This window comes from Actinomadura rubteroloni (genome assembly GCF_002911665.1).
GTDB classification, from domain to species: Bacteria; Actinomycetota; Actinomycetes; order Streptosporangiales; family Streptosporangiaceae; genus Spirillospora; species Spirillospora rubteroloni.
In genome coordinates this window covers 593,432-614,602 of sequence record NZ_MTBP01000002.1, presented here as the reverse complement: position 1 = coordinate 614,602, position 21,171 = coordinate 593,432, and the positions used below count along the sequence as shown (strand labels likewise).

At 74.7% G+C, this 21,171-nt stretch carries 18 protein-coding genes; 11 read left to right on the top strand and 7 right to left on the bottom strand.

Annotated elements, in window-relative coordinates:
- Positions 1-23: 23 nt before the first annotated feature.
- Together BTM25_RS14310 and BTM25_RS14305 are read left to right on the top strand one after the other, a co-directional pair.
- Positions 24-983, top strand: a complete 960-nt coding sequence (locus tag BTM25_RS14310) for a TIGR03885 family FMN-dependent LLM class oxidoreductase (RefSeq protein ID WP_103563401.1) — start codon at positions 24-26, stop codon at positions 981-983.
- A complete protein-coding gene (locus BTM25_RS14305; RefSeq protein ID WP_103563400.1) occupies positions 980-2,809 on the top strand; it encodes a glycoside hydrolase family 15 protein in 1,830 nt (609 codons plus the stop codon). Before BTM25_RS14310 ends, BTM25_RS14305 begins: the two co-directional genes overlap by 4 nt.
- Positions 2,810-2,811: 2 nt before the next feature.
- Here BTM25_RS14305 and BTM25_RS14300 read toward each other — a convergent pair whose 3' ends face one another.
- Positions 2,812-3,828: an NAD(P)H-dependent glycerol-3-phosphate dehydrogenase gene (locus BTM25_RS14300; RefSeq protein WP_103563399.1), complete on the bottom strand. Its 1,017-nt coding sequence runs from the start codon at positions 3,826-3,828 to the stop codon at positions 2,812-2,814.
- A 9-nt stretch (positions 3,829-3,837) separates the two neighbouring features.
- Positions 3,838-6,219: an ATP-binding protein gene (locus tag BTM25_RS14295; protein ID WP_103563398.1), complete on the bottom strand. Its 2,382-nt coding sequence runs from the start codon at positions 6,217-6,219 to the stop codon at positions 3,838-3,840.
- Positions 6,220-6,310: 91 nt separating this feature from the next.
- On the opposite strand from BTM25_RS14295, the gene BTM25_RS14290 reads away from it, so the two are divergent.
- Together BTM25_RS14290 and BTM25_RS14285 are read left to right on the top strand one after the other, a co-directional pair.
- A complete protein-coding gene (locus BTM25_RS14290; protein WP_103563397.1) occupies positions 6,311-6,763 on the top strand; it encodes a hypothetical protein in 453 nt (150 codons plus the stop codon).
- A complete protein-coding gene (locus tag BTM25_RS14285) occupies positions 6,721-7,053 on the top strand; it encodes a nucleoside triphosphate pyrophosphohydrolase (protein WP_235828409.1) in 333 nt (110 codons plus the stop codon). Before BTM25_RS14290 ends, BTM25_RS14285 begins: the two co-directional genes overlap by 43 nt.
- Positions 7,054-7,075: 22 nt before the next feature.
- Here the strand turns inward: BTM25_RS14285 and BTM25_RS14280 are convergent, their stop codons facing one another.
- Positions 7,076-10,063, bottom strand: coding sequence for an AAA domain-containing protein (locus BTM25_RS14280; protein ID WP_235828408.1), 2,988 nt, complete (start codon positions 10,061-10,063; stop codon positions 7,076-7,078).
- Positions 10,064-10,335: 272 nt separating this feature from the next.
- On the opposite strand from BTM25_RS14280, the gene BTM25_RS14275 reads away from it, so the two are divergent.
- On the top strand, positions 10,336-11,283 hold the full coding sequence (locus BTM25_RS14275; protein WP_146059058.1) for a hypothetical protein: 948 nt from the start codon (positions 10,336-10,338) through the stop codon (positions 11,281-11,283).
- Positions 11,284-11,297: 14 nt separating this feature from the next.
- Complete coding sequence (locus BTM25_RS14270) at positions 11,298-12,290, top strand: hypothetical protein (protein WP_103563394.1); 993 nt, start codon at positions 11,298-11,300, stop codon at positions 12,288-12,290.
- Here the strand turns inward: BTM25_RS14270 and BTM25_RS14265 are convergent.
- From BTM25_RS14265 to BTM25_RS14255, 3 genes are read right to left on the bottom strand one after another with little or no spacing between them, the layout of a single operon-like run.
- Positions 12,287-13,738 (bottom strand): FGGY-family carbohydrate kinase, encoded by a 1,452-nt coding sequence (locus BTM25_RS14265; RefSeq protein WP_103563393.1) that lies wholly within the window; start codon positions 13,736-13,738, stop codon positions 12,287-12,289. The genes BTM25_RS14270 and BTM25_RS14265 overlap by 4 nt on opposite strands.
- Positions 13,739-13,747: 9 nt before the next feature.
- Complete coding sequence (locus tag BTM25_RS14260) at positions 13,748-14,563, bottom strand: siderophore-interacting protein (RefSeq protein ID WP_103563392.1); 816 nt, start codon at positions 14,561-14,563, stop codon at positions 13,748-13,750.
- A complete protein-coding gene (locus tag BTM25_RS14255; RefSeq protein ID WP_103563391.1) occupies positions 14,560-15,564 on the bottom strand; it encodes an ABC transporter substrate-binding protein in 1,005 nt (334 codons plus the stop codon). Before BTM25_RS14255 ends, BTM25_RS14260 begins: the two co-directional genes overlap by 4 nt.
- 109 nt (positions 15,565-15,673) lie before the next feature.
- Here BTM25_RS14255 and BTM25_RS14250 point away from each other — a divergent pair, with 109 nt between their 5' ends.
- From BTM25_RS14250 to BTM25_RS14230, 5 genes are read left to right on the top strand one after another with little or no spacing between them, the layout of a single operon-like run.
- Positions 15,674-16,666 carry a FecCD family ABC transporter permease gene (locus BTM25_RS14250; protein WP_103563390.1) on the top strand — a complete coding sequence of 331 codons (993 nt, stop codon included), beginning with the start codon at positions 15,674-15,676 and terminating at the stop codon, positions 16,664-16,666.
- The gene (locus tag BTM25_RS14245; RefSeq protein ID WP_103563389.1) at positions 16,663-17,691 is read left to right on the top strand and encodes a FecCD family ABC transporter permease; all 1,029 of its coding nucleotides are present in this window, start codon (positions 16,663-16,665) and stop codon (positions 17,689-17,691) included. Before BTM25_RS14250 ends, BTM25_RS14245 begins: the two co-directional genes overlap by 4 nt.
- Before the next feature lies 1 nt (position 17,692).
- On the top strand, positions 17,693-18,496 hold the full coding sequence (locus BTM25_RS14240) for an ABC transporter ATP-binding protein (protein WP_103563388.1): 804 nt from the start codon (positions 17,693-17,695) through the stop codon (positions 18,494-18,496).
- Between the two features lie 48 nt (positions 18,497-18,544).
- The gene (locus tag BTM25_RS14235; RefSeq protein WP_103563387.1) at positions 18,545-19,987 is read left to right on the top strand and encodes an MFS transporter; all 1,443 of its coding nucleotides are present in this window, start codon (positions 18,545-18,547) and stop codon (positions 19,985-19,987) included.
- The gene (locus BTM25_RS14230; RefSeq protein ID WP_235828407.1) at positions 19,984-20,418 is read left to right on the top strand and encodes a MarR family winged helix-turn-helix transcriptional regulator; all 435 of its coding nucleotides are present in this window, start codon (positions 19,984-19,986) and stop codon (positions 20,416-20,418) included. The genes BTM25_RS14235 and BTM25_RS14230 overlap by 4 nt, the downstream gene beginning before the upstream one ends.
- Positions 20,419-20,425: 7 nt before the next feature.
- Here the strand turns inward: BTM25_RS14230 and BTM25_RS14225 are convergent, their stop codons facing one another.
- On the bottom strand, positions 20,426-21,067 hold the full coding sequence (locus BTM25_RS14225; protein ID WP_103563386.1) for an Rv1733c family protein: 642 nt from the start codon (positions 21,065-21,067) through the stop codon (positions 20,426-20,428).
- Positions 21,068-21,171: the final 104 nt, after the last annotated feature.

Sequence of the window (21,171 nt, the reverse complement as noted above, 5' to 3'; positions counted from 1 at the left end):
CTTCGAGCGACGGGGGTGCCGCCGTGACCGGCTACGGGTTCCACGCCTCGCACGAGCAGTTCGGCCCGGGGGAGCTGCTCGACGCCGTGCGCGCCGCCGAGCAGGCGGGCTTCACGGCCGCGATGTGCTCGGACCACTTCGCGCCGTGGAGCGCCCGGCAGGGACATTCCGGGCACGCCTGGGCGTGGCTCGGGTCGGCGCTCGCCCTGACGCGGTTCCCGATGGGCGTGGTCGCCGCCCCCGGCCAGCGCTACCACCCGGCCGTGTTCGCGCAGGCCGCCGCGACGCTCGCCGAGATGTACCCGGGACGGCTGTGGGTCGCGCTCGGCACCGGGCAGGCGCTCAACGAGCACATCACCGGGGACCCGTGGCCCGCGAAGGACGTGCGGGAACGGCGGCTGGCCGAGTGCGTCGCGATCGTCCGGGCCCTGTTCGACGGCGAGACCGTCTCGCACCACGGGCTCGTCCGGGTGGACCGGGCGCGCCTGTGGACGCTGCCGGAGACGCCGCCCGCCCTGGTCGGCGCGGCGGTCACGCCCCGCACGGCCGCGTGGACGGCGTCCTGGGCGGACGGGTTCATCACCGTCAACCAGCCCGGCGACGCCCACGCCGACGCGCTGCGCGCCTACCGGGACGCGGGCGGGCGCGGCCCCGCGACCCTCCAGGCGCACGTGAGCTGGGCCGACGCCGAGGACGCCGCCCTCGCCAACGCGCACGACCAGTGGCGCGAGGCGATCTTCGGGAGCACGGTCGGCTGGGACATCCCGCTGCCCGAGCAGTTCGCCGAGGCGGCGCAGTTCATCGACCCGGAGCAACTGCGGCCGCACGTGCACGTCTCGGCGGACCTCGCGGCCCACGCGGCGTGGCTCGCGGCGCAGGCCGCGCACGGGTTCGACCAGGTGATGATCCACCAGGTCGGACGAGATCAGCGCGCGTTCATCGACGCGTTCGGGGAGCGGGTCCTGCCGGAGCTGGCGTCATGAGCCCCCCGCCCCTCGGCGCCTACGCGTTCCTGTCCGACTGCCGCACGGCCGCGCTGCTCGGCCCGGACGGCGCCGTCGAGTGGTGGTGCGCGCCCCGGTTCGACGCCCCGGCGGTGTTCAACCGGATCCTCGACCGGCGGATCGGCGGGGCGTTCGAGCTGCTGGTCGAGGGCGCGGGGGAGCCGTCGCGGCGGTACGTCGGCACGTCGCTGGTGCTGGAGAGCCGGTGGGAGGGCCCGTCCGGGACGGTCGTCGCGCGCGACTTCCTCGCCGTCCGCGCTCCGGAGGCCGGGGACGGTCGCGGCATCGTCCCGGTCGGCGTGCTCGTCCGGCGGGTGACGTGCGAGCAGGGCACGGCGCGGATCCGGGCGCGAGTGTGCGCGACGCCCGACCACGCGCGCACGCCGCCGCGCTGGACCGCCGTGGACGGCGCGCTGGCCGAGAGCGCGTCGGGGCTGGTGCTCGGCGGTGACCCCGCGCCGGTCCTGCGCGGCGAACCGTGCCTGGACGTCGTGCTGGACGAGGGCGACGTCGCCGAACTGCGGCTGGCCTACGGCGATCCCGCGCTCGCCCGCGCCCCCGCCGGGCCGCTGCTGGACGCCACGCTCGGCGCCTGGGAGGCGTGGTCGTCCCGGTCCGGGTACGACGGCGTCGGCGCCGAGCACGTTCGGCGCAGCGCGGTCGTCCTGCGCGGCCTGCTCGACAGCGAGAGCGGGGCGCTGCTCGCGGCGCCCACCGCGTCGCTGCCCGAATGGCCCGGCGGGGAGCGCAACTGGGACTACCGGTACGTCTGGCACCGGGACGCGGCGCTCGTCGTGCTCGTCCTCCTGCGGCTCGGCCATCCCGAGGAGGCGGGCCGGTACTTGCGGTTCCTGCTGCGCAACTGGTCGTCCGAGCACGGCCACCTGCGGCCCATGCTGACGCTGGACGGCGGGATGCGCGTCGCCGAGGAGACGCTCGACCATCTGGAGGGGTACGCCGGGTCCCGTCCGGTGCGGATCGGGAACGAGGCGTTCGATCAGGTCCAGCTCGACGTCTACGGGCAGGTGCTGGACGCGGCGCTCGTCTACCAGCAGGTTGCCGGGGACCTCACCCCGGACGAGGCCGCCGGGCTGTTCGCCGTCGTGGACGCCGCGTGCGCCCGGTGGCGCGAGCCCGACCACGGCATCTGGGAGGTGCGGACCCGGCTCCGGCACTGGACGAGTTCGAAGCTGTACGCGTGGGTGTGCCTGGACCGGGGCGTCCGGCTCGCCGCCGCGCTCGGCGACGAACGCCCGCCGCTGGACCGGTGGCGCAGCGAGCGCGACGCCGTCCGCGAGAGCCTGCTCACCCACGGCTACCACCCCGGCGTCGGCGCGTTCACGCAGGTCTACGGCGAACCGGAGCTGGACGCGTCCCTGCTGCGGCTGCCGCTGCTGGGGTTCCTCGACGGCCGCGACCCGCGCGTCCGCGCCACCCTCGACCGGATCGACGAACGCCTCGGCGAACCCCTCGCGGGCGGCGGCCGGCTGATCCACCGCTACGACCCGGGCGCCACCGGCGACGGCCTCGACGGCCCGGAGGGCGCGTTCCTGCTCTGCTCGTTCGACATGGTGTCGGCGCTCGTCCTCGCGGGCCGGACGGACGACGCGCGCCGCCGCTTCGCCGCCCTGTGCCCGCGCGGCGGTCCGCTCGGGCTGTTCGCCGAGGAGATGACGGGGGACGGAACGATGCTCGGCAACTACCCGCAGGCGTTCACGCACCTGGCGCTGATCGAGGCGGCCCTGAACCTCGACGCAACGGACGGCGCCGAAGCCCTTCACACCTGGGCGAAGGATGCGGAGTGAGGTCAGACGCCGTACCGCTCGGGTTTGGGGGAGCGGGACATCAGGGCCGCCGCTGCTTCGCGCACGTCCAGGTCCTCGTTCACCACCGCCGCGACCGTCTCGGTGATCGGCATCTCCACGTCGTGCTCGCGCGCCAGCGCCAGGACCGAGCCCGCCGACGTCACGCCCTCGGCGGTCTGCCGGGTCACCGCGACGACCTCGTCCACGCTCATCCCGCGCCCGAGGTTCTCGCCGAACGTGCGGTTGCGGCCGAGCGGCGACACGCACGACGCGACCAGGTCCCCGAGGCCCGCGAGGCCCGCGAACGTGTGCTCGGCCGCCCCGAGCGCCGCGCCGAGCCGCGCCATCTCGGCGAGGCCGCGCGTCATCAGCATCGCCTGGGTGTTGTGTCCGAGGCCGAGGCCGACGGTCGCGCCCACGCACAGCGCGATGACGTTCTTGACCGCGCCGCCCAGCTCGCAGCCGACGACGTCGTCGACCGTGTAGACGCGGAACGACGTCGTCATGCACGCCTCCTGCACGCGCCGCGCCGTCGCCGCGTCCGCGCACGCCGCGACGGCCGCGCCCGGCTCCCCGCGCGCGACCTCGGGGGCGAGGTTCGGGCCGGACACGACGGCGATCCGTCCCGGCGGCGCGCCCGTCACCTCGCCGATCACCTCGGACATGCGCCGTCCGGTGCCGCGCTCGATGCCCTTCATCAGGCTGATCAGCACGGCGTCCGCAGGCAGCAGCGGCGCCCAGTCGGCGAGGTTGCCGCGCAGTGTCTGCGCCGGGACGGCCAGCGCGACGAGCGCGGCCCCGTCCAGCGCCCGCGCCGGGTCGGTCGTCGCGGTGATCCCGTCCGGCAGCGCGACGCCCGGCAGGTACACGGGGTTCTCGCGTCGCTCGTTGATCGCCGTGACGATCTCCGCGCGCCGCCCGCACAGGGTCACCGCGCAGCCCGCCTCGGCGAGGAGCAGGGAGAACGCCGTCCCCCACGACCCCGCGCCGAGCACGGCGGCCCGCGTCGCGTCGTTCACGGACGTCGCCTAACCGGCGGCGCCGCCGTCCAAACGTCCGGGGTCGTCCTCCAGCGCGAGCAACTGCCGGATGATGTCCAGCGACTTCGCGGCGTGCTCGCGGAGTTCGTCGTCCAGGCCGGTGAACCCGTCGACGGCCCGGGCGAGCGCCGCGCACGCGTCCGGCAGGCGTCCCACGTCGGCCAGGCACAGGCCGGCGGCGTGCAGCGCGGACGCCTCGCCGTGCCGGTCGCCGGCGTCCCGGTGCAGCGCGGCGGCCCGGTCCAGGACGGTCAGCGCCTCGTCTTTGGCCCCGGCGGCGAACAGCGCCCGCCCCCACTCGTAGGTGGCGGTGCTCTCGGCGGCGCGGTCCCCGGAGTCGCGCAGGGCCTCGACGGCGGCGGCGTAGGAGAGCGCGGCGCCCGGTTCGTCGCCGCGCCCGCGCTGCGCGAGCGCCAGGTTGGACAGCGCGACGCCCTCGCTGTACCGGTCGCCGGTCTCCCGGTACGCCGCGACCGCCTCTTGGGACGCGCGGATCGCCTCGGCGTGCCGCTCGATCCTGCCGAGCGCGACGCCGAGGTTGGACAGCGCCGCGCCCGCGCCGTGCCGGTCGCCGATCCGCCGGTGCAGCGCGGCGGCCTTGCGGTGGACGGCGACCGCTTCGTCCGGCCGTCCCGTCCGGTCCAGCGCGGCCCCGAGGTTGCCGAGCGCGAGCGCGTGGCCCTGCCGGTCGCCGGCGGCGCGGCACAGCCGGACGGTCTCGCGGCACACGGCGATGGCCTCGTCCACGCGTTCGAGCCGCAGCAGGGCGCCGCCGAGGTTGCTGAGCGCCGTCCGCACGCCGAGGTCGTCGCCGCGCGTCCGGGCGAGGTCGGCCGAGCGGCGGAACGCGGCGACGGCCTCGCCGGACCGTCCGGTCGCGTCCAGGACGAGCCCGACGCTGTTGGCCGCCACCGTCTCGTGGTGCCGGTCGCCGACCCGCTCGGCCGTGTCGCGCGCCAGCACCGCCAGCGTCTCCCACTCGGCGAGGAGCCTGCGCCGCTCCAGGTAGCGGGCCAGGTTCAGCGACAGCAGCAGCGTGAAGGACGGCTTGCGCGCGGACGCGGCGAACGCGGCGGCCGACAGGTTCGGCAGCTCGGCGTCCAGCCACGCGAACGCCTCCGCCCGGGACGCGAAGCCCCGCGCGCCCGGGTCGTCGGCGGCGAGCGGGTTGACGTGGGCGAGCGCCTTCTCGGTGGTCGCGAGGTAGTGGTCGAGGAGGCGGTCCCAGGCGCCGGCCGCGCCGTCCTCGGCGCGGTGCGGTCCGGCCGTCTCGGCGGCGTAGAGCCGGACGAGGTCGTGCATCCGCCACCAGCCGGGCGCCGTCCACGGCTCGATCAGGTGCGCCTCGGCGAGTTCCTCCAGGTCGCGGCGGGCGGAGCGCTCGTCCGTCCCGGCGAGCACGGCCGCCGCCGCCGTGGACACGCGCGGCCCCCGGTTCACCGCGAGCAGGCGGAACAGGCGCCGCTGACCGTCAGGCAGGGCCCGGTAGGACAGGTCGAACGCCGCGCGCACGGCCCGCCGCCGGTACTCCAGCTCGTTGAGCCGCGTGTGCTCGGCCTCCAACTGCGCGGCCATCTCGGCGAGCGGCTTGGCCGGACGCGCCGCCAGCAGCGCCGCCACGATCTCCAGCGCGAGCGGCAGCCCGCCGCACCGGCCCGCGATCCGCCGCGCGTCGTCCGGGTGGTCGGCGACGCGCGTGTCGGCGGGGCCGCGCCGCAGCGCGACGAGACGGCGGAGCAGTTCGACGCCGTCGTCGTCGCCGAGGACGTCCAGGTCCAGCAGCCGTCCGGGCAGTTCGGCCAGCGCGTGCCGGGACGTCACCAGCACCGGGCCCCGGCCGGGCAGCAGCCGGTCGACCGGCGTGGCGGGCGCGGCGTTGTCCAGGACGACGAGGACGGGCCGGCCGCGCTCGGCGTACGCGCCGAGGACCGTCCGGTACAGCCGCTCCTTGTCGTCGTCGCCCGGCGGGATGTGCTCGTCGGGGACGCCGAGGGCGCGCAGCAGGCTCGCCAGCGCCCGCGCCTCGTCCAGCCGCTGCCGCGGGTCGTAGCCGTGCAGGTCGATCATCAGGACGCCGCCGGGGAACCAGCCGCGCTCGGTCGCCGCGTGCGCGGCCTGCACCGCCAGCTCGGTCTTGCCGACCCCGCCCATCCCGGCGACCGCGGACACGCGCACGACGCCCGCGCCGCCGCCCCGGGGGTCGATCAGGTCCAGCACCTCGGTGAGGACGGCCGCGCGTCCGACGAACTCCGCGCCGCGCGCCCGCACGCCGCCGAGCCCCGCCGGGACGGTCGGCGGCAGCCGCAGCGTGACGTCCCGCGCCTGGACGACGGGCCCGATCGCGACGCCGTCGAACGTGTTGCCTTCCATGCCCAGACCCTAGGAACACCGCGCGTCCGGGGCGGCCGATTGGCCGGGGCCGGACGCCGTGCCACGATCTTGTCGGACGAAAGGAGCCGTCATGGGACACCCCGCGTTCGGGCGCCTGGAGATTCTGCTGGGCGAGTGGCGGATGGAGGCCGTCGTCGGTGGCCGGTCGATGGGCGTCGCCCGCACGCACTTCGCGTGGACCGAGGACGGCGCGTTCCTGCGCCAGCACACCGAGGAAGCCGAGGCGTTCGACCCGGACTGGGCGGCGCGCTCGCCGCTGCCGGTGACGTCCCTGATCGGCCTGGACGACACGGCCGACGCGTTCACGATGCTCTACGCCGACGCGCGCGACGTGTTCCGCGTCTACCGGTTCGACGTGCGCGACGGCGTCTGGACCATGAGCCGGGACGCCGCCGGCTTCAACCAGCGCTTCTCCGCCGTGTTCGACGCGGACGGCCGCACGATCTCGGGCGCCTGGGAGGGCTCGCCCGACGGCACGTCTTGGACCAAGGACTTCGACGTCCGCTACACCCGCGCGTCCTGACGGCGGACGGCGAACTGGTCCGCGACCGCGTCCCGGAGATCATCCGAGCATCCGGCGCCGAGCCCGTCACGGATGCGGCGGAACACGAGCGGAGGCTGCGCGACAAGCTGCGCGAGGAGGCCGACGATGCGGACCTGCCCGGCGAACTCGCGGACGTCCTGGAGGTCGTCCACGCGCTCGCCGCCGCCCACGGCCTCACCCCGGCCCGCCTAGAAGAACTTCGCACCGCCAAGACCGCCGAACGCGGCGCCTTCACCGCCCGAACCATCTGGACGGGCAACACCCCCTGACATCCTGTCCGGCGACTCCCGGTCAGGGTTCGGTGGGGAGCCAGCGGGTGAGTTTTTCGCGGGCCAGGGCGGCGTCCACGTGCCAGAGTTTGAGGCTCGGCTCCCATTTCGCGCCGACGAGGCGCTTAACGTCGTCCTTCTCGGCGTAGGGGACGTCGAGGTAGCGGCGTCCGTCGCGGACGTCGCCGGGGCGGACGCCGTCGGCGGTGCGCGGGGGCGGGGTGCGGGCGGGGCGGTCCATGCGGGCCCGGTCCACGATGCGTCGGACGCGTTCGCAGGCCGCCGGGTCGGTGAGGCGCATCATCAGGTCGGTCGAGCCGGTGTGCGCCAGCAGGTTCAGCGAGCCGTGCCACAGGACGGCGTCGTCGAGGATCAGGACCTTCTCGTGCATCCGCTCGCGCGTCCGCACCTCGCAGCCGGCCGCGCGGAGGCGTGCCACGAGCGGTTCGTCGCGCGGCGCGGGGTCGCGGGTGTGGACGGTCACGCGCACGCCCTCGGCCGTCCGGGCCGCGAGCCTCGGCAGCCAGCGGCGGACGGCCTCGGCCGCGAGGAACGCGCAGTACACGTCGATGCCGGAGCGGGCCCGCGCGATGTCCCAGGCGACGGCGCGCGGGACCTCGTCGGCGGGGAAGAACGCGGGGCGCCGCAGCTCGTCCTCGTCCAGGCCGCCGAGGTCGGCCGCCGACCGGACGGGTACGAGGTCGTCCACCGGGATCCGCTGCGCGTGCGCCTCCAGGTGGCGCAGCATGAGCGCCGCCTCGCCGCCCGGGGGCAGGTTCCGGCGCAGGAACGCCGTGTTCGCGACCACGACCAGGTGGTCCTGTGCCCGGCTCAGCGCCACGTTCAGCAGGCGCGACGTGTGCGACGCCAGTCCGGTGCCCTCGTAGAAGTACCCGAGCTGCCGCCCGGCGCCGGCCACCGTGTCGATCACGACGAGGGGCCGCTGGCTGCCCTGGAAGCGGTGGACGGTGTCGACCAGCCCGTCGTACTCGGCCCCGAACCGGTAGGTCAGGCTCCTGCCGAGGTGACGCTTCTGGTCGTTGTAGGGGACGATCACGGCGAGGAAGTCGGTGGGCGGCGGCCCGTCGCGGTGCCGTCGGGCGGGCAGCACGGCGTCATACTGGAGGCCCCGGACCAGCTCGTGGATCGCGGCCTCGTGCACCGCGTTGGCGCGGTGGGCGCCGCGGACGCCGGGGTCGCCGATCCGGCGGTCGGACGTGTCGACGAGCACGAGCGGACTCTCCACCAGCGACGGCGGCAGGCCGCTCGCCTCCCTGCGGCCCGTGGCGAGCGGCGCGTCGGGGTAGGCCACCGCGTTGACGACCGCGCAGATCGCCCGCCGCATCCGGTACTGCTCGTTCAGCGCGACGAGGCGCGCGTCGGGCCGGACGCGGCCGTCCGCGCCGACGAGCCCGGCCGCGTGGAAGGCGTCGCGGTCCATCCAGGTCCGCGAGTGCTCCCGGTCCGCCGCGGGCGCTGTCCGCGCGGACGAGCCGCGCGTCACGGCGGGAAGCTGCCGGAAGTCGCCGGCGATCACGACGCGCTTGGCCGCCAGACCCGCCGCGAACCACGCGGACGGAAGGTCCACCATGCCCGCCTCGTCCAGCACGACGACGTCGGCGTCCAGCAGCCGGCGCGACTGCACGGCCTTCGCGACCGTCGTGCCGAGGACGCGGCACCGCCCCCGGACCGCCTCGGCGATCTTCTGCCGGTCGCGTCGCAGGCCCTCCAACCGCTCGTTCGCGCGGGTGACGGCGTCGCGCAGCCGCGCCGCGCCCGGGACGCCGCGCAGCCGCTCGGCGAGGGCGGCGTACGCCCGCTGCGCCGCCGCGTGCTCGGCCGCCAGCGGCTGCCGGGCCGCCATGTGCCGGACGAGCTCGCCGCGCAGTTCCTCGGCCGCGCGCCGGTGTTCGGCGAGCCGGGCGCGCAGCGCGGCGAGCCGTTCCTCCTTGCGGCGCGCGAACAGTCCGCTCGGCACGCCCTCGGCGGCGATCCGCCGGGCCACGTCAGCGGCGGCGTGCTCGGCGGCGTCCGCCTCGCGTCGCACGACAGCGCTCCAGCCTGCGTGCTCGTCGAGCCGTTCCCGCAGGTCGCGGACGGTGATCGCGAGCCCTTCGGCCTCGTCGTGCCGCGCGAGGTCCGCCCGCATCGTCGTCAGCCGCTCGGTCTCCGCCGCGATCCGCCGGTCCAGGTCCGCGCCGAGACGTTCGGCGATCCGCTCCGGGACGATCCACTCCCCGTACGCGGCGGCCAGGGACGGGACCGCGATGTCGCCGGCCCGCTGCACGAGCCCGGCGTCGAATCCGTCCTCGTCCTCCAGCAGCTTGCAGACGCGCTCCAGGGCCTGGTCGACGGCCACGTGCGTGGGCGCGAGGAACAGGACCTTGAGCCCCTGCCGGTGCGAGCCCTCCACGATGCGGCTCACGACGTCGGTCTTCCCGGTGCCCGGCGGCCCCCAGACGAAGGTCGCCTCGCTCGCGAGGGCCTGCTCGACGGCGGCGCGCTGCCGCGCGTTGAGCCGCCCCGGATAGCCGCGGACGAACCGGTCGGGGGTGGCGCACCGGGCGGTGGCCGGACGTCCCCGCCCGATGATCCATCCGGCGGCCGTGAGGTTCAGCGAGCCGTCGCCCGCCCGTTCGAGACGCTCGGCGAGGGTCTCCAGGCCGCCGGTCTCGTCCTCGATCAGCTCGGCGGCGCCCGGTCGCGCGCCGAGGTCACCCTCGGTGCGCACGCTGACCGCGTCGCCGGGCAGCTTCGTGGCCTCGGCCCGCGCCCAGCGCCGGCCGGCGGCCTTTTCCCGGACGAGCAAGTCCTTGCCCGTGAAGTCGGTGTTCCAGTTCCGGCAGGAGAAGAGGTAGCCGCGCCGGTCGCCGTCTCGACCGTCGATCCGGCCGTCCCGCAGGAGCACCCTGGTCGCCGCCGGCGCCTCATCGGCGAGAACGGCCTCGATCTCGGCCCGTACCGCCCGCAGCAGGTCCTTGACGGGAAACGGGAGCCGTTCGTCCGCCAACCCGGCCTCCTCCGCTCGTGGTCGGAGACCGAATTTACTCCGCTTCCTGACGGTTCTCATCGGTCTTGGACACAGCGGGCGATGGGCCCGAGGGCCCAGCGTCGGACCCGGGACGGCGGGCTCGGGTCGTCTCGGCGGGATGAGGCGCTGGACCCTGGGCGCCCGGTGGCCGCGTTCCTAGCATCGTCGCCGAAGGGTCCGGCGTGGTTCACCCTCCGGCGGCGCCGGACGCGCGGACCTCCCGCACCACCGGACGTGAGGACGTGGGCGATGTGAGGACCTGTTCGGATCGGGGAGCGGGCGTCGTCCAGTACGCGGCGCTCCTCGTGGTGGCCGGGGGACTGGTCGGCGCGCTCGCCGCGACCGACGTCCCGGCGACCGTGGAGACGCACGCCGGACGGGCCCTGTGCGCGATGTTCCGAACGGACTCCGGCTGCGGCGGCGCGAAGCCGAAGACGCACGTGCCCGCGACCTTCACGGTGAACAAGGCGACGACGACCGGCGGAACGGACTGCCGGGTCGACGGCGGACGGCAGGATCCGTGCCTCCAGCCGATCGACTGGGGCGAGAAGATCAGCGACACCGACAGCACGGAGAAGGGCAACGAGGACATCCTCGATTCCAAGCTGCTCGCCGACTGCGGAGCCGTCACCAATGACGACGACACCCGTACCGAAGAGGAAAAGGCGAAGGCGAAGGCGAACGCCGAGAAGAACGGCACCGGTAAGACCAAGCACCTGGACGCCTGCACGTTCGAGCCGGACGGCGACCTCGGCACCTTCTGGCGCTGGGACGACATCGGCCAGCCGGTGACCAACTGCCCGCACGGCGATTTCCACCCGACGACCAACACCACCGGGATCCTCTCCTGGAACCAGACCTACAGCACCGAGATCTCCCACGAGAAGACGACCGGCTGGAGCATCTCCGTCGGCCCGCTCAGTTTCGGCGACACCAAGACGACGACCGACAGCCATACCAACACCGCGACGACGAGCACGTCGCTGTCGGTGGACGTCCCGCCGGGCCGGAAAGTGGCGCTCACCGGCGGCGTCGAATACCGCCGGGTGCGCGGACGCTTCCGGCTCAACTACGACACCCGCGTCAACGGCCATTACATCTGGTACGCGAACTACGTCGAGCTGGCCGTACCGACCGGGCGGACGCAGGTGGGCATGGAAGACCTGACCTGCGACCAGAAATTCATGAACGGGCGCTGAGAGCGGAGGCGACAATGCGTCCAGATCGCGGCGCGACGGGCGTCCAGTACGCGGCGCTCCTGCTGGTGGCGGCCGGTATCGCGGGGGTCGTCGGGACGGGGACGATCCCGGACAAGGTGGAGGAACCAACGGGACGAGCCCTCTGCGTGCTCTTCAACTGCACGAGCACCCCGCCCCGCCACGTCACTGCGGTGGCGGCGAACCCCTCCGCATTGCCGACGCACCGGAAGGGGACGGACTTCAGCGAGTGCCTGGTCGACGGAACCCGCCAGATCCCCTGCCTCGAACCCGTCGACTGGGGCCCGAAGATCAGTGACACCGACAGCACGGAGAAGGGGAACGAGGACATCCTCGATTCCAAGCTGCTCGCCGACTGCCAGGGCCTCACGCCGCCGGGCGACCGGAATCCCGACCAGAAGAAGGAGGACAAGAAGAACAAGGAATGGGCGAAGCAGAACGGCACCGGAAAGGTCGGCGACCTCGACTCGTGCACGTTCGAGCCGGACGGCGACCTCGGCACGTTCATGAAGTGGAGCGTCTCCGGCGTGCCGGTGAACAACTGCACGCCCGGCGCGACCGCCGACATCAAGAGCACCACGACCGACGGCGAGGGCCGCAGCACCGCGCACAGCGAGACGGTCGGGACGTCGGTCGGGTTCACCGGCTCGGTGACGCTGAAGAGCGACAAGCCCGTCCTCGGGGAAACGCTGAGCCTGGACATCAGCGCGGGATTTGAGAACAGCGAGTCCCTCACCGAGACATGGACGAAGACCGTCACCGTCAGCAACGGCGAGACGATCATCGTGAAGCCCGGCTACAAGGCCGTCCGGACGGTCGGCGTCGAATACCGGCGCGTGCGCGGACGCGTCCGGTTGAACTACGGCACCCGCGTCAACGGCCATTACATCTGGTACGCCAACTACGTCGAGGCATGGGTCCCGACCGGCTACACCGAGCAGGGCCAGGACCAGGTCCCGTGCGACAAGACGCTGATCAACGGCGTCTAACCGGCCCGCGACCGCGCGTGGGCGGCGAGCGCGGCGGGCAGCCAGCCGCGCGCGGAGAGCTCGTCCACCAGCCGCAGGTAGGCCGCGTCGAACCGGCCCGGCGCGTGCGGGTCGATCGTCGCCCGCACGCGCACCATCGCGGCGGCGACGTCGGCGAGCCGGCGGCCGGGCGACAGCGCCCAGGCCGCGAGGACGGCCGCGCCGAGCGCCGGTTCGGGCCGTTCCGGCAGCGTCACCGGACGCCCGAGGATCGACGCCCGCAGCGAGCACCAGTACGCGCTGGCCGTGGCGCCGCCGGTGAACGTCAGGTCCCCGTCCACCGGCGCGCCGAGCAGGTCGAGATAGTCGAGGCACAGCCGCTCGATGTATCCGACGCCCTGGAGCAGGGACGCGTACCGGTCGTCCGGCCCGACGTCGCCGAGCACGAACCCGCGCGCGGACGGGGCCGCGAACGGGAACCGCTCCCCGGCCGAGGCCAGCGGATAGGCGAGCGCCCGCGCGGGCTCGTGCCGCGCCGCGCGCCGGTCCAGCGCGGCGAGGTCGCGGCCGGGGAAGTCGCGGGCGAGGACGCCGCCACCTGCGCCGGACGCCCCGCCGGGCAGCCAGCCGCCGTCCGGCCCGCGATGGGAGTAGACGACCCCGGACGGGTCCTGCACCGGAGCCGCCGCCACGCCCTTGAGCACGAGCGTCGTCCCGAGCGCGGAGTTCCACGAGCCCGCGCCGACCCGTCCGGACGCGAGCAGCGCCGCGCAGCCGTCCGTCGTCCCGGCGACGACCGGAACCCCGACCGGCAGGCCGGTGTCCAAGGACCCCGCCGCGCCGACCGCGCCGATCACGGTCCCGGGACGCACCAGTTCCGGCAGCGCTTGAGCGGGCACCCCGAGAGCGTCGAGAACCTCGTGCGGCCAGCGGACGTCCCGCGTGTGCGCGCCGGTCTTCAGCGCGCCGTTGACGTCGGACGGCACCGCGTGCCCCACGAGACCGCGGTTCACGACGTCCGCCGGATGCGCCGCGACTCCGGACGGATGCCGGTCCAGGAGCCACAGCAGTTTCGGCAGCGCCCACGCGGCGTGCATCCGCCGGTACCCGAGCGCGTCCCACACCGCACGGCCCACGTCGTTGACCCGCCCGACGTACGCGGTCGCGCGCGTGTCGTCGTACATCAGGGCGGGCGTCAACGGACGGCCGTGCCGGTCGGTCAGCAGGATCGTCCCGGACGTCCCGTCCACGGCCACGGCACGCACCGAACCGGCGGGCACCGAACGCAGAGCGAGACGGCACGCCTCGGCAGCCGCAGTCCACCACGCGGCAGGGTCCTGCTCATGGCGCGGACCGTCGCGCACTCCGCTCAGCGGTCGCGCGCCGTGCCCGGCGAGCGCGCCCGAGGCGGTGACGGCGACCGCCCGGACGCCCTGCGTCCCGACGTCCACGCCGAGGAAGACGTCCATCGCGCCCGATTATTCCTCGGTGTGCGGCGACCTCCCGGCGGCGACCTCGGCGAGCAGATCCTCCTCGGAGTCGCCCTTGCGCCAGTAGCCGGTGAACGTCACCGTCCGCCGGTCCAGCCCGCGCTCCCCGACGAGATGGCGGCGCAGCGCGCGGACGGTCCCGGACTCGCCCGCGATCCACGCGTAGTCGGGCGTCGCGAACGCGGCGGCGGGGACGGCCTCGACCAGCGCGTCCGTCGCGCCGCGCACGAGCCACCGGACGTCGGCGTCCGCGCGCGTCGCAAGCTCCTGGCGGTCGTCGGAGTGGCGGACCTCGATCCACACGTCGGCGGCCGTCCCGGCGGCGAGGTGCTCCAGGATCCCGCCGATCGCGGGCAGCGCGGTCTCGTCGCCCGCGAGCAGGATCCGCGCGGCGCCCGGCGGCGGACGGAAGTCCACGCCCGCGTTGTCGGGCTCGGTCGGCCCGAGGACGGTCACGCGGTCGCCGGGCTGCGCCAGGCACGCCCACCGCGACGCGGGGCCGGTGTCGCCGTGCAGCGCGAAGTCCACGTCGAGTTCGCCGGGCCGCTGCGCGCGGACGGTGTAGGTCCGCATGACCGCCCGCTCGCCGGGGTCGAGGCCGCGCCACGCCGCGAACCAGTCCTCGTCGGCGACCGGGACGACCGGGGCGGCCTGGTGCCGGTGCGGCAGGAACAGTTTGATCCGCTGGTCCCGGCCGCCGGACGCGAGGCCGTCCACCCCGGCGCCGCCGAACGTGACGCGCCGCATCGTCGGCCCGAGCCGGAAGGTCCGCAGGACCCGCAGATCGAAGAACCCGTACGTCATGCCACCTTCTTCGCGGTGCGGACGGCCGTGGCCAGGCGTTCCAGCAGCGGAGCGGCGCCCGCGTAGGAGAAGCGTGGCTCGGCGTCCCACGGGTGGACCTGGCCGGCGCGCACGGCGGGCAGCCGCTTCCACGTGGCCTTGGATTCGAGGTCCTTGGGCTGGAGGGACTGGGTGCGGGCGTCGAGCAGGATGACGTCGGCCTTGTACTTGTCGGCGTTCTCCCAGCTCAGGTGCTCGAAGTAACCGTCCTTGTCGACGTTGTCGGGCTGGATCATCCCCACGCCGAGCTGCTTGAAGTAGATGAGGTCGCTGTTCTTGCCGGGGCTGGACGCGTAGAACAGGTTGGCGTTCGCCGCCGCCGCGAGCACCGTGATGCCGGGGTTGGCGCGCACCGCGTCCCGCACCGCCTGGACGGCCTTGTCGAACCGCGCCTTGGCGGCCGTCACCGCCGGAGACCGCGTGTCGGCGCCGAGCGCGCGGGCCAGCGCCGCGTAGTGCTCGATCGGAGTCGGCAGCGGCACCGCGCCGGTCGCGATCCCGGCGGACGGCGCCAGCTTGTAGATCTTGTCCTTGCTCTCGTGCGGGACGTAGAACAGGTCGGGCTGGACGAACACGTGGTCGACCAGCAGCTCGGGGCGCAGCGCGGCGTACTTCTCGATGTTGAACTCGCCGTAGGCGTTGCCGATGATCGTGACCTTGTTCACGTCGACCTCGCCGACCTGCGGGTCGCGGCTGCCGTCCTTGCGCTTGGCCGGGCCGTAGACCCCGACGATCTGGTCGACGACGCCGAAGTCGTGCAGCGCGGCGGCGGCCCCGACGTAGGCGACGACGCGCTTGGGCCGCGCCTTGAGCGAGATCTTCGTCCCCCGGTCGTCGGTGAACGTCCAGCCCGCGCCGCCGGAGGCGCCGGAGCCGCCGTCGCCGCAGGCGGCGAGGAGGGCGGCGAGGGTCAGGCCGCCGCCGGCGGACAGCAGGCCGCGGCGGGTGAGGTGTGCGGGCATGGTGCGTTCCAATCTCGTGCCGATCCCGGGACCCGGTACGGACCCCGGATGGCGAGTTAGGTTAGCCTAAGCTAAAACTGATCACCACGGGCAGCCCCCTCGGAGCACCATGTCGTCCCTCGTCCCGTCCGTGCGCGCCCCCGCCGCCGGACCCGCCGCCGCGCTGGCGGTGCTCGCCGCCGTCGTCGCGCTGAGCCTCGCGGTCGGCGCGCGCCCGCTCGCGCCCGCCGACGTGTGGGCCGGCCTCACCGATCCGGCGTCGCCCGCCTACACCGTCGTCCACGACATGCGGCTGTCGCGCACGCTGCTCGGCCTGCTCGCCGGGACGGCCCTCGGCCTCGGCGGCGCGGTCATGCAGGCGCTCACCCGCAACCCCATCGCCGACCCGGGACTGCTCGGGATCAACGCGGGCGCGTCCGCCGCCGTCGTGAGCGCGATCTCGCTGCTCGGCGTGACGTCCTTCCTCGGGTACGTGTGGTTCGCGTTCGCGGGGGCCGGGATCGTCGCGGTCCTGCTCTACGCGGTCGGCGGCGGACGCGGCGCGACGCCCGCCCGGCTCGCGCTCGCCGGGGCCGCGCTCAACGCCGCGCTGTACTCGTACGTGAACGCCGTCGAACTGCTCGACACCGCCTCGCTCGACAAGATGCGGTTCTGGACGGTCGGCTCCCTCGCCGCCGCGCAGGGCTCCACGATCTGGCGGGTGCTGCCGTTCGTGCTGGTGGGGACGGTCTTGGCGCTGGCGCTCGCCCGGCCGCTCAACGCGCTCGCGCTCGGCGACGACACCGCGCGCGGCCTCGGCGCCGACCCGCGCCGCGCCCGGCTCGCCGCGATCGTCGCGATCACGCTGCTGTGCGGGTCCGCGACGGCCGCGTGCGGGCCGATCGTGTTCGCGGGCCTGATGGTCCCGCATCTGGTCGGCGCGCTGACCGGGCCGGACCTGCGCCGCCTCTTCCCGTACTGCGCGGTCCTGGCGCCCGCAGTGCTGCTCGGCGCGGACGTCATCGGACGCGTCGTCGCCCGGCCGTCCGAACTCCAGGTCGGCGTCGTCACGCTCGTCGTCGGCGGGCCGTTCTTCCTCTACTTCGTCCGGCGGCGCACATGACCGTCGTGCGCTCTGGAAACGTCGCGGTCCGGTTCCGTCCGCGTGCCCTGGCGGTGACGCTGCTCTGCCTCGCGGGCGCGGCCGTCCTCGCGATCGTCATGATCGGCAGCGGCGACTACCCGATCGGGTTCGGCGCGGTCGTGCGCGTGCTGGCCGGGCACGGCGACCCGGCGGACGCGTTCATCGTTCGCGAACTGCGGCTGCCGCGCGCCGTCACCGCGCTCGCCGTCGGCGCCGCGCTCGGCCTCGCCGGGGCGGTGTTCCAGTCGCTCGTCCGCAACCCGCTCGGCAGCCCGGACATCCTCGGCTTCGGGCAGGGCGCGGCCACCGGCGTCCTCGCGACGATCGTGCTGACCGGCGCGGGCGGGCTCGCGGTCGCGGGCGGCGCGGCGGCGGGCGGCGCGCTCGCCGGGATCGCGATCGCGCTGCTGGCCGGACGCGGCGGACTGCACGGCCAGCGGCTCGTCCTCGTCGGCATCGGCGTCGCCGGGATCCTCACCGGCATCAACGGCTACCTCATCACCCGCGCGCAGATCATCGACGCCGCGCGGGCCGCGCTGTGGCTCACCGGCAGCCTGGACGGCCGGGACCTCGGTGACGCCGGGCCGCTGCTCGTCGCCCTCGCGGTTCTTGTCCCGCTCGTGCTGGCGTTCGGCGCGCGTCCGCTGCGGATGCTGGAGATGGGCGACGACGCGGCGCGCGGGCTCGGCGTGCGGGTCCGGGCCGTCCGGGGCGGGGCGCTGGCGGCGGCGGTGCTGCTCGTCGCGTTCGCCGCCGCGGCGGCCGGGCCGGTCGCGTTCGTCGCGCTCACCGCGCCGCCCCTGGCCCGCCGCCTCACCCGCGCGGCCGGGCCGAACCTCGTCGCGTCGCTGGCGATGGGCGCGCTGCTGCTGGTGGCGAGCGACCTGGCCGGGCAGCGCCTCGTCCCCGGCCACCAGGTGCCGGTCGGGGTCGTGACGGGCCTGCTCGGCGGCGGGTACCTCGTCTGGCTGCTGGTCATCCAACGCAAGTCCGGAAGGATCTGACATGAACGCGCGGCTGCGCGGCGAGGCGCTGACCCTCGCCTACGACCGGCGGACGATCGCCGAGAACCTCGACGTCGCCGTCCCGGACGGCTCGTTCACCGTGATCGTCGGCCCGAACGCGTGCGGCAAGTCGACGCTGCTGCGCGCTCTCGCCCGCGTGCTGAAGCCGGCGGCGGGCGCCGTCCTGCTCGACGGGCGGGCGGTCGCCGACTGGCCCGCGCGCGAGCTGGCCCGGACGCTCGGCCTGCTGCCGCAGTCGCCGATCGCGCCCGAGGGCATCACCGTCGCCGACCTCGTCGCGCGCGGCCGGTACCCGCACCAGGGCCTGCTGCGGCAGTGGTCGCGCGAGGACGAGACGGTCGTCGCCGAGTCGATGACGGCGACCGGCGTCGCCGCGCTCGCCGACCGGTCGGTGGACGAGCTGTCGGGCGGCCAGCGCCAGCGCGCCTGGATCGCGATGGCGCTCGCGCAGCGCACCCCGATCCTGCTGCTGGACGAGCCCACGACGTTCCTCGACATCGCCCACCAGATCGACATCCTCGATCTCTGCGCCGACCTGCACGAACAGGGACGGACGGTCGTCGCCGTCCTGCACGACCTGAACCACGCCGCCCGGTATGCGACGCATCTCATAGCGATGGCGTCCGGCCGGGTCGTCGCGGCGGGGCCGCCCGCCGAGATCGTCACGTCCGCGCTGGTCGAGGACGTGTTCGGACTGCCGTGCCAGGTGATCGACGATCCGGAGACGGGGACGCCGCTGGTCGTCCCGGCGGCGCGGCGGCGGACGGCGGCCCCGGCGAAATAGTTGTAGTACTACGATGGTTAGGTGAGCAAAACCATTTAGGGAGCGCCGATGCCCGATCTCAGTCCGCGCCGTCGCCTGCTCGTCCTCGCCCTCTGCTGCTCCAGCCTCCTGATCGTCAGCCTCGACAACACGATCCTCAACGCCGCGCTGCCCGCGCTGCGCCGCGACTTCGACGCCTCGATCTCCGGGCTCCAGTGGACGATCGACGCCTACCTGATCGTCCTCGCGTCCCTGCTCCTGCTGTCGGGCGCCACCGCCGACCGCGTCGGCCGCCGCCGCGTCTTCCGGACCGGGCTCGTCCTGTTCACGATCGGGTCGCTGCTGTGCAGCCTCGCGCCGGGCCTCGGCTGGCTCGTCGCGGCGCGCGTCGTCCAGGCCGTCGGCGGGTCGATGCTCAACCCCGTCGCGATGTCGATCATCACCAACGTCTTCGCCGAACCGCGCGAACGCGCCCGCGCCATCGGCGTGTGGGGCGCGGTCGTCGGCGTCAGCATGGCCGCCGGGCCGATCGTCGGCGGGCTGCTGGTGGACGGCGTCGGCTGGCGCGCGATCTTCTGGCTCAACCTGCCGATCGGGATCGCCGCGTTCGTCCTGACCGGACGGTTCGTCCCCGAGTCCCGCGCCGCGCGGCCGCGCCGCCCCGACCCGCTCGGCCAGGCGGGCGCGATCGTCCTGCTCGGCGGCCTGTCCTACGCGATCATCGAGGGGCCGGGCCTCGGCTGGACCGATCCGCGCGTGCTCGGGGCCGCCGTCGCGGCGCTCGCCGCGCTCGCCGGATTCGTCGTCCACTCCCACCGCGCGCCCGAACCGCTCATCGACCCGCGCTTCTTCCGCAGCCTCCCGTTCAGCGGCGCCACGCTCATCGCCGTCTTCGGGTTCGCCGGATTCGCCGGGTTCATGTTCCTCAGCAACCTGTACCTCCAGGGCGTCCGGGGCATGTCCGCGCTGCACGCCGGGGTCTACCTGCTGCCGATGGCCGCGCTGAGCGCGCTGCTCGCCCCGCTGTCCGGACGGCTCGTCGGAACGCGCGGCCCCCGGCTCTCGCTCCAGATCGCGGGCGCGGCCCTGCTCGCGTCCGGCCTGCTGTTCGCCCTGTTCGACGCCGCCGCGACGACCGGGCTCCTCCTGACGGCGAACGTCCTGTTCGGGATCGGCTTCGGGATGCTCAACGCGCCGATCACCAACACCGCCGTCGCGGGCATGCCGCGCTCGCAGGCCGGGGTCGCGGCGGCCGTCGCGTCCACCAGCCGCCAGGTCGGCCAGGCGCTCGGCGTCGCCGTCGTCGGCGCGGTCGTCACCGCCGGGACGGTCGCGGGCGGCGTGTCCGCCGACTTCTCCGCCGCCGCCCGCCCGGCATACTGGGTGCTCGCCGGCTGCGCGACCGCGGTCCTCGTCCTCGGCACCGTCACCACGGGACGCCGTGCCGAGCGCACCGCCGTCCGCACCGCCGCGCTGTTCGAACCGTCCCCGACCCCGGTGAAGGCCACGTGACCGCTCCGCAGCCCGACGAACTCGACCCCGCGACGCGCGCGTGGCGGAACCTGCGCGTCCTCTTCCAGGAGCGCAACGACATGCGCCGCGAGGTGACCGAGGAACTCGGCATGAGCTTCTTCCGGATCAAGGCGCTGCGCCGGATCGCCCGCGAACCCCGCACGCTGCGCGACCTCGCCGTCGAACTCGCGACCGACCGGCCCTACACGACGCTGCTCGTGGACGACCTCGCCGAACGCGGCCTGGTCGAGCGGGAGCCCAATCCGGCCGACCGCCGGTCCAAGATCGTCACCGTGACGGAGGCCGGCCGGGCGGTCGCGGCCCGCGCCGAGGAGATCCTCGGCACCCCGCCGCCCGTGCTGCGCGCCCTGCCGCCCGAGGACCTGGCCGCGCTCGACCGCATCGCCGCACGGCTCGTCGGGGAGGACTGACCGCGCGTCAGGACGGACGGCTGTTGCCCGCGTCGGTGTCCATGCGCGCCCAGTCGGCCTCCCACAGCCGGTACCGGACGCGGTCGCAGCGCGTCCGCAGCGTCCAGTACACCAGCCCGAACGGCACCACCGCGCCGAGCCCGCCGACCACCCCCGCGTACGCGGCGTCGGTCACCGTGCGGCTGTGCGGACGCGGCCGGACGGTCGGCATGCCGTCCCGGTCCATCCAGACCAGACGGCGCTCGCCGACCTCGGCGTCCTTCCAGGCGGGGAGCGTGCCGGTGCGGCGCTGCCCGTCCGGGCCCGTCCAGACGCCCTGCACGGTCTCGTGGACGTACCGGTCGCCCGTCGTGCCGAGCCCGCCCGTCGCGGTGACCGTCACCGGGACCCGCGTGCGGCCCGCGCGCTCGGCCCGTTCGGCGTCGCGGCCCGCGACGTAGGCCCAGCCGCCGAGCCAGAGGGCCGTCGCCGGGACGATCACCAGGGCGAACAGCAGCAGCGCGGCGGCGCAGTACTGCTGGACGCGGTCGATGTGGCGGAGCAGGGGACTGCGGGTGAACCCGAGCGCGCGGCGGAACCGTCCGCGCCGGACCCGCCGCAGCGCCCGCCGCGCGCGGCGCCGCTCCGGACCGTCACCGGAAAAACGCATCGCCCTCACCTCCCCGGGGGCTCTCCCGGTAAGAGGCATGTTGCCTACTTCTCCCAGAGTATTCCGAACGACGTCGAACGAACAGGCCCGGCGGACCGGGGACC

Excerpts from the sequence above, each read along its gene's own strand:
- BTM25_RS14245 (WP_103563389.1), top strand. The coding sequence starts at position 16,663 with ATGACCGTCGTGCGCTCTGGAAACGTCGCGGTCCGGTTCCGTCCGCGT.
- BTM25_RS14305 (WP_103563400.1), top strand. The coding sequence starts at position 980 with ATGAGCCCCCCGCCCCTCGGCGCCTACGCGTTCCTGTCCGACTGCCGC.
- BTM25_RS14240 (WP_103563388.1), top strand. The coding sequence starts at position 17,693 with ATGAACGCGCGGCTGCGCGGCGAGGCGCTGACCCTCGCCTACGACCGG.
- BTM25_RS14270 (WP_103563394.1), top strand. The coding sequence starts at position 11,298 with ATGCGTCCAGATCGCGGCGCGACGGGCGTCCAGTACGCGGCGCTCCTG.
- BTM25_RS14290 (WP_103563397.1), top strand. The coding sequence starts at position 6,311 with ATGGGACACCCCGCGTTCGGGCGCCTGGAGATTCTGCTGGGCGAGTGG.
- BTM25_RS14250 (WP_103563390.1), top strand. The coding sequence starts at position 15,674 with ATGTCGTCCCTCGTCCCGTCCGTGCGCGCCCCCGCCGCCGGACCCGCC.
- BTM25_RS14295 (WP_103563398.1), bottom strand. The coding sequence starts at position 6,219 with ATGGAAGGCAACACGTTCGACGGCGTCGCGATCGGGCCCGTCGTCCAG.
- BTM25_RS14265 (WP_103563393.1), bottom strand. The coding sequence starts at position 13,738 with ATGGACGTCTTCCTCGGCGTGGACGTCGGGACGCAGGGCGTCCGGGCG.
- BTM25_RS14255 (WP_103563391.1), bottom strand. The coding sequence starts at position 15,564 with ATGCCCGCACACCTCACCCGCCGCGGCCTGCTGTCCGCCGGCGGCGGC.
- BTM25_RS14225 (WP_103563386.1), bottom strand. The coding sequence starts at position 21,067 with ATGCGTTTTTCCGGTGACGGTCCGGAGCGGCGCCGCGCGCGGCGGGCG.
- BTM25_RS14260 (WP_103563392.1), bottom strand. The coding sequence starts at position 14,563 with ATGACGTACGGGTTCTTCGATCTGCGGGTCCTGCGGACCTTCCGGCTC.
- BTM25_RS14235 (WP_103563387.1), top strand. The coding sequence starts at position 18,545 with ATGCCCGATCTCAGTCCGCGCCGTCGCCTGCTCGTCCTCGCCCTCTGC.